This window comes from Hippea maritima DSM 10411 (genome assembly GCF_000194135.1).
GTDB lineage: Bacteria > Campylobacterota_A > Desulfurellia > Desulfurellales > Hippeaceae > Hippea > Hippea maritima.
Genome location: NC_015318.1, coordinates 1,304,417 through 1,319,330 on the forward strand (window position 1 = coordinate 1,304,417; position 14,914 = coordinate 1,319,330).

14 protein-coding genes and 1 riboswitch are annotated in these 14,914 nt (G+C 38.5%); of the genes, 13 read left to right on the plus strand and 1 reads right to left on the minus strand.

Going from position 1 to position 14,914, the window contains the following annotated elements:
• The first annotated feature begins 3 nt into the window (after nucleotides 1-3).
• From HIPMA_RS06785 to modA, 6 genes are all read left to right on the plus strand, one after another.
• Nucleotides 4-1,380, plus strand: coding sequence for a proton-conducting transporter transmembrane domain-containing protein (locus HIPMA_RS06785; RefSeq protein WP_013682303.1), 1,377 nt, complete (start codon nucleotides 4-6; stop codon nucleotides 1,378-1,380).
• Nucleotides 1,377-2,588 carry a hydrogenase large subunit gene (locus HIPMA_RS06790; RefSeq protein WP_013682304.1) on the plus strand — a complete coding sequence of 404 codons (1,212 nt, stop codon included), beginning with the start codon at nucleotides 1,377-1,379 and terminating at the stop codon, nucleotides 2,586-2,588. Before HIPMA_RS06785 ends, HIPMA_RS06790 begins: the two co-directional genes overlap by 4 nt.
• A gap of 9 nt (nucleotides 2,589-2,597) precedes the next feature.
• The gene (locus HIPMA_RS06795; protein WP_013682305.1) at nucleotides 2,598-3,059 is read left to right on the plus strand and encodes an NADH ubiquinone dehydrogenase; all 462 of its coding nucleotides are present in this window, start codon (nucleotides 2,598-2,600) and stop codon (nucleotides 3,057-3,059) included.
• Complete coding sequence (locus HIPMA_RS06800; protein WP_013682306.1) at nucleotides 3,052-4,932, plus strand: proton-conducting transporter transmembrane domain-containing protein; 1,881 nt, start codon at nucleotides 3,052-3,054, stop codon at nucleotides 4,930-4,932. The genes HIPMA_RS06795 and HIPMA_RS06800 overlap by 8 nt, the downstream gene beginning before the upstream one ends.
• A gap of 41 nt (nucleotides 4,933-4,973) precedes the next feature.
• A riboswitch (molybdenum cofactor riboswitch) is annotated at nucleotides 4,974-5,092 on the plus strand.
• A gap of 53 nt (nucleotides 5,093-5,145) precedes the next feature.
• Entirely contained in the window at nucleotides 5,146-5,889 is a 744-nt protein-coding gene (locus HIPMA_RS06805) for a molybdate ABC transporter substrate-binding protein (RefSeq protein ID WP_041324030.1), read from the plus strand.
• Nucleotides 5,886-6,620 carry a molybdate ABC transporter substrate-binding protein gene (gene modA / locus HIPMA_RS06810; protein WP_013682308.1) on the plus strand — a complete coding sequence of 245 codons (735 nt, stop codon included), beginning with the start codon at nucleotides 5,886-5,888 and terminating at the stop codon, nucleotides 6,618-6,620. Before HIPMA_RS06805 ends, modA begins: the two co-directional genes overlap by 4 nt.
• Here the strand turns inward: modA and cobU are convergent.
• Nucleotides 6,617-7,114, minus strand: a complete 498-nt coding sequence (cobU, locus tag HIPMA_RS06815; protein ID WP_013682309.1) for a bifunctional adenosylcobinamide kinase/adenosylcobinamide-phosphate guanylyltransferase — start codon at nucleotides 7,112-7,114, stop codon at nucleotides 6,617-6,619. The genes modA and cobU overlap by 4 nt on opposite strands.
• Before the next feature lie 51 nt (nucleotides 7,115-7,165).
• Here cobU and HIPMA_RS06820 point away from each other — a divergent pair, with 51 nt between their 5' ends.
• Genes HIPMA_RS06820 through HIPMA_RS06850 form a run of 7 tightly spaced genes read left to right on the plus strand, consistent with a single transcriptional unit; the run spans nucleotide 7,166 to nucleotide 14,914 of the window.
• Nucleotides 7,166-8,308, plus strand: coding sequence for a class I SAM-dependent rRNA methyltransferase (locus HIPMA_RS06820; RefSeq protein ID WP_013682310.1), 1,143 nt, complete (start codon nucleotides 7,166-7,168; stop codon nucleotides 8,306-8,308).
• Nucleotides 8,305-10,509 (plus strand): carbamoyltransferase HypF, encoded by a 2,205-nt coding sequence (hypF, locus tag HIPMA_RS06825; RefSeq protein WP_013682311.1) that lies wholly within the window; start codon nucleotides 8,305-8,307, stop codon nucleotides 10,507-10,509. Before HIPMA_RS06820 ends, hypF begins: the two co-directional genes overlap by 4 nt.
• A 60-nt stretch (nucleotides 10,510-10,569) precedes the next feature.
• The gene (locus HIPMA_RS06830) at nucleotides 10,570-11,559 is read left to right on the plus strand and encodes an NAD(P)H-quinone oxidoreductase (protein WP_013682312.1); all 990 of its coding nucleotides are present in this window, start codon (nucleotides 10,570-10,572) and stop codon (nucleotides 11,557-11,559) included.
• 10 nt (nucleotides 11,560-11,569) lie between these two features.
• On the plus strand, nucleotides 11,570-11,818 hold the full coding sequence (locus tag HIPMA_RS06835) for a HypC/HybG/HupF family hydrogenase formation chaperone (RefSeq protein WP_013682313.1): 249 nt from the start codon (nucleotides 11,570-11,572) through the stop codon (nucleotides 11,816-11,818).
• The gene (gene hypD / locus HIPMA_RS06840; RefSeq protein ID WP_013682314.1) at nucleotides 11,799-12,896 is read left to right on the plus strand and encodes a hydrogenase formation protein HypD; all 1,098 of its coding nucleotides are present in this window, start codon (nucleotides 11,799-11,801) and stop codon (nucleotides 12,894-12,896) included. Before HIPMA_RS06835 ends, hypD begins: the two co-directional genes overlap by 20 nt.
• Entirely contained in the window at nucleotides 12,893-13,861 is a 969-nt protein-coding gene (gene hypE / locus HIPMA_RS06845) for a hydrogenase expression/formation protein HypE (protein ID WP_013682315.1), read from the plus strand. Before hypD ends, hypE begins: the two co-directional genes overlap by 4 nt.
• Nucleotides 13,862-14,914, plus strand: a complete 1,053-nt coding sequence (locus tag HIPMA_RS06850) for an SLC13 family permease (RefSeq protein ID WP_013682316.1) — start codon at nucleotides 13,862-13,864, stop codon at nucleotides 14,912-14,914. It abuts the gene before it with no gap.

The following is a 14,914-nucleotide window of genomic DNA, read 5'->3' on the forward strand; positions in this document are numbered from 1 at the left end:
AAAATGTTTTATTATTTACCAGTAGGGTTTAGCTTGATAGCTTCCCTGCTTTGCATAATAGAAAGAGAGAATCTGGCTGCCCTAGCCTCTATTATAGCAGCCGGTTTGAGCGTGGCTACCTCATTCTACATATTAAGCCTTCCTACGATAACCTCCAACCTTCTTTTAATAGATGGCACATCAAAGATAATGCTCATAATTGTATCGATAATCTATCTGACAAGTGTACTGTTTTCTTTAACATATCTCAAACATGTTCAAAAACCGCTGCTTAGAAGAAACCTTTACTATCTATTCCTAAACCTGTTTGCCTCAAGCATGCTCTTTAGTGTAATACTTAACAATTTGGGGCTTATCTGGGTCGGCATAGAGGCAACAACAATAACAAGTACCCTGCTTGTTGCAATAGATAACGACGAAGCTGCCATTGAATCGTCATGGAGATACATAATAATCGTATCGGCTGGTCTTATCATATCCCTTGTGGGCGTCGTATTCATTTACGCATCGACTCACACGCTCATATTAAGTCAGATAAAACAACTAACACTGCCAAACAAAAGATTGCTCATGCTGGGTGGGGCATTGGCTATAGTTGGCTTTGCAACAAAAGCTGGAATCTTTCCCATGCATAGTTGGCTTGCTGATGTGCATGGAAGGGCTATAGCACCTATCAGTGCTATATTTTCGGCTGTTTTATTACCTGTTGCTCTATTTGGTCTGTTTAGGGTACTTGAAGTTATACCGGCTGTTAAACTCCATACATTTGCATTTATACTTGGATTTTTAAGTGTCGCCTTTGCATCAATATTCCTCATAAACCAAAAATTTTACAAAAGGATGTTTGCATATTCCTCAATCGAAAACATGGGTATGATACTTATAGGTTTATCTTTAAATACAAAATATTCATTATTGGGGGCGTTTATACTGCTTATGGCTCATGCTTTTGCTAAATCATCGGCATTCTATACAACGGGAAACATATTGGCAGTGTTCAATTCAAGAAAAATCAGCGATATAGAGGGCCTAACAAAAACGATGCCAACTGCAGGATATAACTTGGTATTGTCCACACTGGCTGTGAGTTCGGCGCCCCCCTTTGGCACATTTTTAGGTGAAGTATTGATAATCTACTCTCTATATTCAATAAAAGGGTTAATGCTGACGCTACTATTAGCTATTTTTCTTTTACTTGACTTTTTGGCACTAAACACCAAGGTAGCCAAAATGGCATTTTCAAAAACCCAACAAACAAGGATAAAGACTGAATCATCTATGAGTTTAGTTATACCTGTTTTAAACACAATCTTGGCATTCTTGGTCATATTTGCTACAGGTTTTGTTGAAAAACTCATAATTACGGGGATGATAAAATGAGGTTGTTGGGAATATTAAAAAACGATAGATTATTTGTTCAGGATAAGGACAAACTCTTTGTAAGAAACCTCAACCAGTGCAGCTCAACATTTGAAAATTACGATTTAATAAAAAATCGGGATATATCAATAGGAAACGGCAAAACTCAAGGCAAAGGTGTTTTTAACTTCAGATATGGTCCTGTATCATCAGGTGTAGGAGAAGCCGGAATCTTTAATCTTTATACATACGGAGAAAGAATCCTTTCTGTCGAGGTTGATCCGATCTATAAAAAACGCAACATAGAAGCCCAAATGGTGGGAAAAACACCCTTTGAGGCCCTAAAATTGGCAGAGTCTGTATGCGGAAACTTTTCATTCTCACACTCATTGGCTTTTACAACAGCCTTAGAAAACCAAACAGGAATAGAGTTAAACAAAACAGTTCAAAGGCTGAGAATAATAGGTCTTGAATTAGAAAGGACATACAATCACATACACCAAATAGCAAGGCTTGCAAAGGGAGCATCCCAAACCGTTTTAACATCCCATCTTGAATGGATCTTTGAGGAGCTTCTAAGAACAAACAAATTACTCTTTGGCAACAGGTTTCTAAAACACACAAATTTCTTGGGCAGTACTACAATAAACCTCCACAACTTAGAAAAGGTAAAAAACAGAATAACCCAACTGAAAGAAAAATTTGAAGAACTATACGAACATGCCCTGCAGAGCTATAATTTTATAGACAGACTTTACGGTGTAGGAAGGTTAGAAAGAAAAAAGGCTTTAAATATAGGTCTTACAGGTCCTTCTCTTAGGGCATGCGGCATAAATGAAGATTTAAGACAGCTCAATCGGTTATACGAAAACCTTAAAATAGCCACACGCTCAGAGGGTGATGCCTTAGCAAGAATGGAGGTAAGAGCGGAGGAATTTATAAACTCATGTGAGATAATACTATCACAGATAGAAAAGATAGACAACGAACCCCAAAAAGAGGAAATCCCTATAAACGACGGCGATTATCTAGGTTATTCATGCTCTCCAACAGGTATCATAGCCTACTATTTAGAGATAAGAAAAGGGCTTATAGATTATGTTTATATCTCAACGCCATCAGTTTTTGGCTTTAGAGCATTCGCAGAAGCCATAACAGGATACATATTCACAGATTTTAGCTTCATCTTCGATTCGTTCGGCATAAACTTTGCAGACTGTGCAAGATAAGGAGGATGTATGAAACCATGGACAATTTACGGTATAATTCAAAGAATAACAGAAAAATTTAATAAAACCAAAGAGGAGATAAAATCAATATCCCCTATATTCAAAAAATCACTTCACATCTTTCCGATTGATGTAGCAAATGACAACAGGCTCAACTTAGAGATAGCCGCACTCCAAACACCACAATACAATATACATAGATTCGGCATATTCTTCTGTGATTCACCCAGGCATGCAGACCTTCTCCTTGTCTTAGGCAAATGCTCAATAAAAATGATTGAACCATTAAAAGAAACAGTTAATCAAATGCCACAGCCGTTCGGCATTTTGGTTATAGAGGACGAAAATGATATAGGCATACCTGTAAAGGATCTAAATTTAGGCAATGTCTTAGGATACTATGAAAAATCACTGACTGCGAATGAGTTATTAAATGTCCTGCTCAATATAATGGAGGCTGAGAATGATTGAGGTTATAATAGGCACATTCATAACAGGCGCCCTTCTGGGGTTTGCAAAAAAACAGTTGAGTTATACAGTAGCTGCTATAGCCTCTCTTTTAAGCTTTATTCTTGGCTTTAAAGCAACCTTTTCAAACCTTACCATCACACACACAACCCATCTTATAGATAGCATAAATATAGGTTTTTATCTGGATAAAACATCCGGCTTGTTTCTAATGATAGCATCCATTTCATGGTTTGCCATATCCCTATTTTCAGTAGACTTTGGAGAACGGTACAAGCAAAGGATGTCTATTTTTATAAACCTTGCAATGTTAGGCATGTTTTTATTGCTCGTATCATACGATATGTTGATGCTGCTTATTGGACTTGAGGTTATGACCATCTCATCCTATATGCTTATCGCAGAACATGGAGGTTCATACAAAGAGGCTTATGAGTTCTTAGCATTCAGTGAAATATCAACCCTATCTTTAATAATCGCTGCAGCGGCGCTATTTGCGTCAACAAAAAGCTTTGGTTTAACTGCGCAATCACAGAGCTTACCATTTATAATTTTTGCATCCTTAGGATTCATGATAAAAATGGACATAGTGCCGTTTCATACATGGCTAAAAAGGGTATATTCAAAAGCACCCGCAAACGCCTCAGCTATACTCAGCGCCTCAATGACACTGATGGGTGTATATGGGATTATCAGAACAATACAGATAACTGGATATATGCACGGCTGGGGAATAGCGGCTTTAATTTTAGGAAGCATATCAGCCTTCTGGGGTGCCATTGGAGCAGCAGCATCCAAAGAGTTGAATGTGTTGCCGGCTTATTCAACTATAGAAAATAACGGTATGATTTTAGCCCTTCTTGGATTATCTGCCATCGCTTACTCGTTTTCTGCAAAATCAACACTATATGAGTTTGCCTTCTTGGGAGCTATAGTAATTGCCCTATCCCATACAACAGCAAAAACACTTATGTTTCTATCCATAGGTGAGGCAAAAGAAAGGCTTCAGGAGGAAACCATAGACAGCGTAAGAGGCATATATAAAAGCGTAGGCAAAATTCCGGCTTTGGGTATATTAACATCGGGGCTTTCGTTTGGAGGCTTTCCGCTATTTTTGGGCTACATTGCAGAGTGGATGCTGCTTGAATCGGTGTTTCAGTCGTATCAATTTACAAGCATGCTTGACAGAATAACAAGCTCAGCGGCGGGCATATTGATGGCCCTTGCTATGGGTTTTGTCTCATTTTCTATGATAAAACTTATAGGATATTCAGCACTCGGGTATCATCATAATAAAAAAGCTTTGAGTATGCCTGTATTTGCCATGCATCTGTCCCAGCTATTGCTAACTATTCTTTTGATTGGGTTTGGAGGTTTTGCCTCTTTGTGGTTTATCTATTTAGGCTATCCACAGTTTGTTGGAGGGTTATTGGGCGTGCCCAACGGATGGTTAATCCTAAGTGCAAAACCTATATTTGGCGTTGTATCACCCGCATTTTTGATGATTGTGATTTTAGTTTTATTCATACTGCCCTTTACTGTTTACATAAAAACCAGAAAAACCACCAAAAGGGTTGTGTCATGGAACGGTGGATTGAAATTGGAAGAAAATGAGTATTTTACAGTCAATGCATTCTCATTTATTCTTGAGTATGTATTGCGCTTTATCTATAACATGAAAGAGATAAAACAAAACAAAGAGGCATTTGTCGTGGTGGTTGATGTATTCGATTTAGTGTATCAAAAACTTACAAAACTCACCAAGAAAACAACCTATATAGTAAGCCATGCAATTATGAATGGAAAAATCTCTTTTTATGTATTTTACATACTTGCTATGTTTATAATAACAATAGTTGTATTTAGCATAATATAAAGGCCGAGCAAGGGTTGCAGGTCTGTTTTTTATTTTGTAAACTTTAAAAAACTTTCCGAGCCTACCCTCCTAAGGCTTTAGCTATGGAGGCTGGCCGATAGGGTGCAAGCGGAAACGCTTGTGCCTCCCGTATTTGGAAAGGAAGGTGGTTATGCGTAAAACCCGCTTTTATTCTTAAATCTATCCCTATATTTCATATTTATAGGAGGTTTTATGATGCGTTATTCTGTGTTGGTGTTTATGTTTATCTTGTTTTTCTCCTTTGAGTGTCATTCTTATACGCTTTATTGGTTGACAGGTGCAGGCATAAAAAGGCCGGCACAAATGATAGCAAAGGCATATAACGAAACACACAAAGACAAAGTGGTAATTATAGCTGGCGGCTCTGGTCAGGTTTTAAACCAAATAATACAATCAAAAAGGGGTGATATATATACCCTTGTGGATGTTGATTTTTTAAACAGGGCAAAGCGGTTCAACGCTATATCAACATACAAAAAGATTCTCAAATTAACACCTATATTTCTTTTATCCAGAATCGGAGAGAAAAAGATAGGGAATTTTTATGACCTTTCAAAGGTCGGTACAAAAATAGCAGGTGGAAATCCAAAGGCTATGTGTCTTGGTAAAACATTTGAGCAGATAATGTCAAAGCTTCCATCAGAGTTGGCCAATAAAATACAAAAGAATATCAGAATTAGATGCCTAAATGTATTTCAAATAGTTGGATATGTAAAAGAAGGAGTGGTGGATGCAGGTATCGTCTTAGATAAAGCTCTAATAAAAAGCACACACCTAAAATACATAACCATACCACAAAAATACAATGTCAACAGATACGGCTATGTAGCTTTGGTTTCATATTCAAAACACAAAGAGGCAGCAAAAGAGCTATACAATTTTATACTAACACACCTGTATGTTTACAAAAACTATGGATTTGAGGTGTTAAAATGAAAAGGTTATTTGTCGTTTTTACAATTGCCCTATTTACAAAAACCGCTTTTTGCTATCAACTGTATTGGTTCTCATCGGCAGCTATCAAAAAACCATCCCAGAAGATAGCCGAATTATTCAACAAAACCCATAAAGATAAGGTTGTTTTGATAAACGGTGGAACAGGCCAGGTATTGCAACAGATGATTCTATCAAAAAAGGGCGATATATACACATGCATCGACCCTAAGTTTTTCAAAATTGCTCAAGAAAAAGGCCTGATTTTGGAATATACGAGTTTTATCAAACTAACACCCGTTATAGGACTATCACAAAAAGGCCAAAACAAAATAAAGACCTTTAACGATATATTCAAAAACGGTATAACAATAGCAGCAGGCAATCCTAAAACCATGGCGCTGGGCAAAACATACATGCATATACTAAATAAACTCTCAAGCAGAATGGCAACAAAACTCAAAAACAATGTAAAAGTAAAGGCGATAAACATATCCCAGATTATAAACTATCTAAAACAAGATACAGTGGATGCTGGTCTTGTGTTTAAATCAACAGCAAAGATAAACGGGTTTGATTATGTGGAAATACCCAAAGAGTTCAATCAGATAAAGAAAGGATACATAGCCAAGATATCCTTCAGCAAAAACAAAAAAGCACAGGATGATCTGTATCGATTTATACTAAACCACCCCAACATATACACCCAATTTGGCTTTGATGTTATACATTAAGATTTGACATTCAAAGGCTGGCCGCTAATCATAAAAACAACCCTATCCGATACATCGGCCAGCTTCTGATTTACCTCACCAAGCAGATCCACATACCGTCGTGATAGGGTATTATCAGGCATGATACCCAGCCCAACCTCATTTGAGACAACAACAACATCGGATGTTATTTTGTCCAAAGCCTTAAAAAAAGCCTCTATTTGAGCCTCTTTTTTGTAAAACAATAGATTTGAAACCCACACGGTAAGACAATCTATCAGGCAAACATCAAAATTATTTGCACCATCCAAAGCCCTTGATAGATAAACAGGCTCCTCTATCGTCTTAAATAGGTTGCCTCTTTCCTGTTTATGCTTTTCTATTCTTTTTTTCATCTCATCATCAAAAGCCACAGCCGTTGCAATAAACAACCGACGCTTATAACTTAAAGCCATCTTTAAAGCATACCTGCTTTTGCCGGATCTTACACCGCCTGTAATCAGGGTTATTGCCATAAAACCTCCAAGTGCTTGAATTATATTTTAAAAGGTTTAGAATTACAAGCCATGAAAGAGGTCCTCTTAAACCACAAAGGCTTTGATAAGATAAAGAACCACCTTGTCTGGATATACAACAAGGAGATAGAAAAACTGCAAGGCGACATCAAAAACGGTGAGATATGCAGATTAACATACAAGAACAACACAGCTGCCATAGCCTTCGTAAACCCATCAAGCAAGATAACAGCAAGGGTTTTAAGCTTCAAGGATGAAAGAATAGACAGGGATTTTATCAAACGCAGAATAGAGAGCGCCATAAAAAGAAGAAGCCATATAAAAAACACAAACTCATTAAGGCTGTTCCACTCCGATGCTGATGGCTTAAGCGGGCTTGTTGTGGATAGATACTCAGATAACCTTATTGTGTCATTTGATTCTGCAGGTGTAGATAGGCTGAAAAACGAAATAATCGAAACGCTTGTTGAGCTTATCAAACCAAAGGGCATATATAAAAAAGACAACCCAATAAGAAAAAAAGAAGGGCTTACAATAGAAAGCCAGACCGTATACGGGAAAATAGACAATGAGTTTATTGTTGAGGAAAACGGCAGAAGATTCACAACAAACCTTAAACAGTCTCAAAAAAGCGGATTCTTTTTAGACCAAAGAGACAATAGGCTAAGGGTTAGCCACTACAAAGCAGAAAGGGTTTTGGATCTGTTTGCACACTCGGGCGGCTTTGGCATCTATCTAAATCCAGAATTCGCTAAATTTGTTGAGATCTCAGCCGATGCCTGCTCAAAAATAGAAACCAACTGCTCTCTAAATGGCATAAAAAACTATAAAATCATAAACGGCGATGTATTTGATTTTTTAAAAAACGAAACAGAAACATACGATATGATTATCATAGATCCACCGGCTTTTGCCAAGAATAAACATGCAGTAAAAGGGGCATTCAAAGGCTTAAAATACCTGCTTACAAACAGCTTAAATCTATTAGAGGAAAATGGACATCTTGCTGTTTTTAGCTGCTCACATTCTATAGGGTTTAAGCAGCTTTTGGAGTTATCCCTATCATCAAGTATTGCTGCAGGATGCAAACTTGAGGTTGTTGAGCTTTTAAAACAGGCATCAGATCATCCCTATATGCTAAACATACCCACATCACTGTATCTAACCGGACTATTGCTCAAAAAAATAACATGAAGGCGTTCAGAATAAAGGTTGAAGGTATCGTTCAATCTGTAGGCTTTAGACCGTTTATATACAGGCTATTTAAGAACTGCTCAGGCTGGGTGAGAAACAGCTCCGGTTATGTTGAGATATACTTAGAGTGTCAAACATCAAAGGAAAAAATCAAGAAATTGATAAAAACAAAAAAACCAGCTAACTCTCAAATAGACTCCATACACATAGAGGAGTTTAAAATAAACAAAAGGGCATTTGATGGGTTTTTTATAAAAACAAGCTCAAACAAAAACACAACGCCATCTATACCGCCGGATTTGAGCATATGCGACCAATGTGCCAAAGAACTGTTTGATGAAAAAAACAGGAGGTTTCTGCATCCCTTTATAAACTGTACAAACTGCGGGGCAAGGTTCTCTATAATTACAGGAGCACCGTATGATAGAGATAAAACCACGATGAGATACTTCACCATGTGCAAAATATGCAATCAGGAATACAACACCCCATCGGATAGGCGATTCCATGCACAACCCATCTGCTGCAACGAGTGTGGGCCTGAGTATTTTCTGATAAATAAAAAAAAGATTATAGCAAAGGGTATAGAAGCCATAAAAAAGCTCTCAGAGTTTTTAACAAAAGGCGGTATCGCTTTAGTTAAAGGCATAGGCGGGTATCATCTATACTGTGATGCATTTAATGAAGATGCAATAGAAAGGGTTAAACAGATAAAAAACAGATACTCAAAACCGTTTGCCGTAATAGTAAGGGATATAAATACCTTAAGCGATTACTGCTTCATGTCAACTGAAGAACAAAAGCTCATAGAAAGCCAGATAAAACCCATCGTTCTTTTGAGGCTTAAAAGCAACAAACTGCAATCGGCCACGATGGGCAGCCCATACCTTGGGGCAATGCTGCCATACACACCACTTCACCTTTTGATATTTCACTTCTCAAAGCTTAAGTTTCTTATAGCAACCAGCGCAAATTTTACAGAAAAGCCCTTGATCTATTCAGATAAGGATGCGGTGAATTTCTCAGAAACGGATTATGTACTAACAAATAACCGCAGAATTATACGACCCCTCGAAGATTCAATTGTCAAACTCGTAGGCAATAAAAAACTGATATACCGATACGCAAGGGGATTTGCACCGGGCGTGTATTCAAGAAAAACAAAACCCAACATACTGGCCGTTGGCTGCGATTTAAAAAATAACATAGCCGTATCGTTGAAAGATAAGGTTGTTTTATCCCAATACAGCGGGGATTTAGAAGAATACGAGAACTATTTGAGGTTTAAAGAGAAGGTTGATGATTTTCTTAACTTTTTCAAAGTAAAACCGGATATTGTCGTATGCGATAAACACCCCAACTATCTATCATCAAATTATGCAATAGAAAACTTTGAAAACACCCTGCAGGTTCAACACCACAAGGCACATTTTGCATCCGTCCTATTTGAGCATCAAATCAAAAAACCATGCTTGGGTGTGGTTCTTGATGGAACAGGTTTTGGCGATGATGCGGCTATCTGGGGAGGTGAGTTTTTTATCTGGGATGGGAAAAATATCGAACGGGTTGGGCATCTAAAGTATATGCCGTTTGCGTTTTCGGAAAAAGCCGTAAAAGAGCCGTTCAGATTGGCTATTCTATGGTTAAAACACCTAAACATAACCAACCATCCCCTGTTTGACAAATACCCAGAAATAACAAAAGCAGCAGCATTCATAGAAAAAACAGAAACCAGCTCAGCAGGCAGACTGTTTGATGTTGCAGCAGTGCTGCTTGGCATAAAGGAGAAAAACTCATACGAGGCAGAGGCTGCTGTTAATCTAAATTATGAGGCGTTTAGATCGCACTCAAAAGAAAAGCTGTCCTACACCATAAAGAACAACATAGTGGACTTCTCACCCACAATAGAGCAGCTTGTGTATCTAAACAAAAAAACAAATCGCTCAGATTTAGCAATGATGTTTCACAACACCATAATAGACGCTGTTTTTGAAAACATACTCAATATATCACACTCAAATAACATAAAAAACATAGCATTAAGCGGCGGTGTTTTCCAAAACGAAATAATATTAAGCGGAATAGTAAGCAGGCTAAATAAAAAGGGGTTTGATGTGTATTTCAACAACACCGCACCGATCAACGATGGAGGGATTGCTTTAGGTCAGATATGGCTTGCAAATAGCCGTTTAAATATTTGACTGTAAGGAATTCTAAGGGTAAATTTGCTAAGTGTTAAATAAGTTTAAAGGGGGAGAAGGATGAAAGCCGTTATATGCGATGGATTTGGTGGGATTGAGGTTTTAAAGATAGCCGATGTGGAAAAACCGAAACCAAAACCCGATCAGGTTTTAATAAAGGTTATGGCCACATCCGTTAACATGCCGGATATCGTGCAAAGAAGGGGCAAATACCCGCCACCTCCAGGTGAGTCTGAGATATTGGGTTTGGAGGTTGCAGGCATAATCGAGGAGTTGGGCAGCGAGGTTGAAGAATACAAAAAGGGCGATAAGGTAATGGCTCTGGTCGGCGGTGGAGGATATGCAGAGTATGCAACAGCTTATGCAAGCCATATCATACCCATCCCGGAATCTATGAGCTTTGAGGAAGCAGCCTGCGTTTGTGAGGCCTATATTACGGCGTTTCTCAATGTATTTATGATAGGAGGCATAAAGGATAACGACTATGTTCTATATCACGGTGGTGGAGGTGGTGTAAACACAGCAGCCATACAGCTAACAAGAGCACTCACAAACAATGTCAATATAATAATCACGGCATCACCAAGAAAGATGGATAAGGTTAAAGAGATTGGGGCAAATCTCGTAATAAACTACAAAGAGAACCCCAATTTTTCAGATATCATAAAAGAATACACCAAAAAACGCGGCGTTGACATCATTTTAGACCATGTCGGTGCAACATACTTAGACCAGAATATCAAATCCTTAGCATACGAGGGCAGACTGATAATAATCGGCGTTATAAGCGGCATAAAGGCGGAGTTAAACTTGGGACTTTTGATGGTTAAAAGGCAGAAAATTATAGGCTCTGTGCTGCGTTCACGCCCTGTGGAAAACAAAGCCCAGATAATAAAGGAGTTTAAAGAAAAAGCCATTCCAAAGTTTGCAGACAGGACAATAGTTCCCATAATCTACACCGTTCTGCCGCTTGAAGAGGTCGCAAAGGCCCATCAGATAATGGAAAAGGGCGAGCACTTTGGAAAGATAGTGCTTTCTGTGTCTCACTAAAGGAGGGGATATGTGCCTTGGTATAGCCATGAAGGTTGTTGAGATATACGACGGTGGCCTAAACGGTGTGGTTGAGGCTGGCGGCGTTAAGCGCCACTGCTTCTTCCACATGATAGACGATCTAAAGGTTGGGGATTATGTCATTGTTCATGCTGGCTGCGCTATAGAGAAGATAGAGGAAGAAGAAGCCCAGGAGAATCTAAAACTAATAGAACAGTGCTTATTGGGAGAAGAAGCAGGTGGACAGGATAAAACTTAATATTTACAACGACCCAGAGATAGTAAAAAAACTAAGCAACTTCATAAAAAAGGAAGCAGAAAAGCTAAAAAAAACCATAAAAATTATGCACATATGCGGCACACATGAAAATTCAATCGTAAGGTTTGGCCTAAGGGATTTATTGCCTGGCAACATCACAGTTATTGCAGGACCTGGTTGTCCTGTATGTGTTACAAGCTCAAGGGATATAGATGCTATAATAGAACTTGCGTTAAAGGAAAATATCAAGCTTTTGACATTCGGGGATATGCTAAAGGTGCCAGGCAGCAGATTATCCTTCTCAAAAGCCATCTCAATGGGTGCAGATATCCAGATGATCTACAGCATCTTTGATGGCATAGAGATAGCCAAAAACTCAGACAAGCCGTGCATATTCTTTGCCTGCGGTTTTGAAACAACAGCAGCACCAACCGCAGCAGCCCTAAAGGATTTGGAAATACCAAAAAACTTTTATATATACAGCGTGCACAAATACACACCAAACGGCGTGTATGCCCTACTTAAAAGCGGCAAGATCTCGATGGATGCATTAATCCTTCCCGGCCATGCCTCAACCATATCAGGCCTAAAAACCTATGAGAGGTTTACAGATGAATTTGGATTGCCGTCTGTTGCAGCAGGCTTTGAAGCTGCAGACATACTGCTTGCCATAGCCTTGATAGTAAAACAGATAAACAACAAAGAAGCAAAGGTGGAAAACGCATACACCAGGGTTATAGAATACGAAGGCAACAAAAGGGCTCAGCAGGCAATTGATGAGGTGTTCTATCTTACAAGCTCTATCTGGAGGGGTTTGGGCGAGATAGAAAACAGCGGATATGAATTAAAAGACAAATACAGACAGTTTGATGCAAAAAAGCAATTCAATATAACATACACAAACGATTACATAGAACACCAAAAGGGATGTAAATGCAACGAAATAATATTAGGTAATCTAACGCCAAAGGATTGTCCTCTGTTTACAAAGAGGTGCACACCGCATGACCCGATAGGCCCTTGCATGGTTTCAGATGAGGGAACCTGCAAAAACTGGTATGATGGAGGTTTGATTTGAGCCAAAAGATAACATTAGACCACGGTTCTGGTGGAAAACTCACCCTGGAGCTGATCGAAGAGGTGTTTAAATCAGAAAGCGGTCTGGATAGTGCAATTTTAGGAGACATCGCCTTTACCACAGATTCCCACTCCATAAAACCACTGTTCTTTGCCGGGGGTGATATCGGAAAACTCTCGGTTGCAGGCACCGTAAACGACCTTCTATGCGTGGGCGCAAAACCCTTATACCTATCAACGGCATTCATCATAGAGGCTGGCTTTGAGATAGATAAGCTAAATAGAATCGTAAAATCCATAAAGGAAGAGGCTGAAGATGCTGGTGTGAAGATAGTCTGTGGTGATACAAAGGTTGTGGAAAACGGAAAGTGCGACGGTGTTTATATAAACACATCAGGCATAGGCAAAATAATAAGGCCTATAAAGGGTGATAACATAAACGATGGCGATGCGGTAATCGTCAGCGGAAGCATAGGAGAACACGGCTTTGCAATACTAAACCAAAGGGAAAACCTCAATCTGAATACAGAACTCAGAAGCGATGTTTCAAATCTCACAGATCTAATACTCCCACTTATTGAATCCGATGTGGAGATAAAGTTCATGCGAGACCCAACAAGGGGCGGGCTTGCTATGTGCCTAAATGAGTTATGCTACAAACGGGATTTTGGCTTTGAGATCGAAGAATCGCTGATACCTGTAATGGAGGATGTCAGGGTAATATCTGAGATCTTAGGTATAGAGCCGTATTACTCTGCAAACGAGGGCAAGATGGTTATAGTCGTATCAAAAAAAGACCAAGACAGGGCTTTAGATATCCTTAAGAAAAACCCCAAAGGCTCCAATGCAAAAATCATCGGCAAAGTCAGTAAAAAAACTGCCGGCAATGTAATACTAAAAACAAAATTCGGCTCAACAAGACTGCTTAAAATGCCCGTTGCAGACAAGATGCCTCGAATATGCTAAATGCTTAAGGTAAATTTTTGGCTTAAAAGACTCATAAAAGAGTGGTTATTTTTATCCTCAACCGTGGGCGTTATCTTAACATCTATATATCTTCACAGATTTCCATCATACAGTTTTGATGATTTCAAAATACTTATTATACTATTACTATTTTTAGTAGTCCTAAGGGGGCTTGAAAGATCAAACTTTTTAACCTATATCTCATCAAAGCTTATAAGAGGAAAGTTTATACATATCAAAATAGTTTTACTAACAGCAATAGCGAGTATTTTTTTTACAAACGACATAGCCCTTTTAATGTTCGTGCCTATAACACTTACACTAAACATAAAACACAAAGACCTTCTCATTATATTCCAGGCTATAGCGGCAAATGCAGGAAGCGCTATCCTGCCAGCCGGAAACCCCCAAAATATGTTTATCTATTGGTTTTACAAGCCAAGCCTAATTGATTTTTTAAAAACCATATTGCCTTTTACATTAACCTCATTGTTCATTCTGATTTTAATATCACTCTTTGTAGGCAATCAAAAAGCAAATGAGCAAAAAGACATAACGCCAAAAGGAAATTATAAAATATACTTGGCTCTTCTTATGCTCATGCTTGGCGTTGTTCTAAGGTTAATCCCTATCTGGTTTGGTGTATCTGTAGCTGCATATGCTTTAATATTCGACAGAAAGTCACTGAAGATAGATTATTTTCTTATAGGTATATTCTTTATGTTTTTTGGCTTAACCGACAATCTAAGGCACCTGATAAATATATCTTCACAACTCAAAGAAAGTGTAGTGATATTCTCTGCCTTTTTGAGTCAACTTATAAGTAATGTGCCAACTGCTTTGTTTCTTTCGGATTTCACAAATGATTGGCAAAGGCTTTTGTGGGGCGTTAGTATAGGTGGTTATGGAAACCTAATAGGATCACTAGCAAATTTGATAGCTTACAGGATATACATAACCCACTATCCGGAAGATAAACGATTTTTAATTAAGTTTCTCTTTGTGGGATATTTTTTCTTTTTTGGCCTTTTGTTTATCTATCTTGCTAAATAA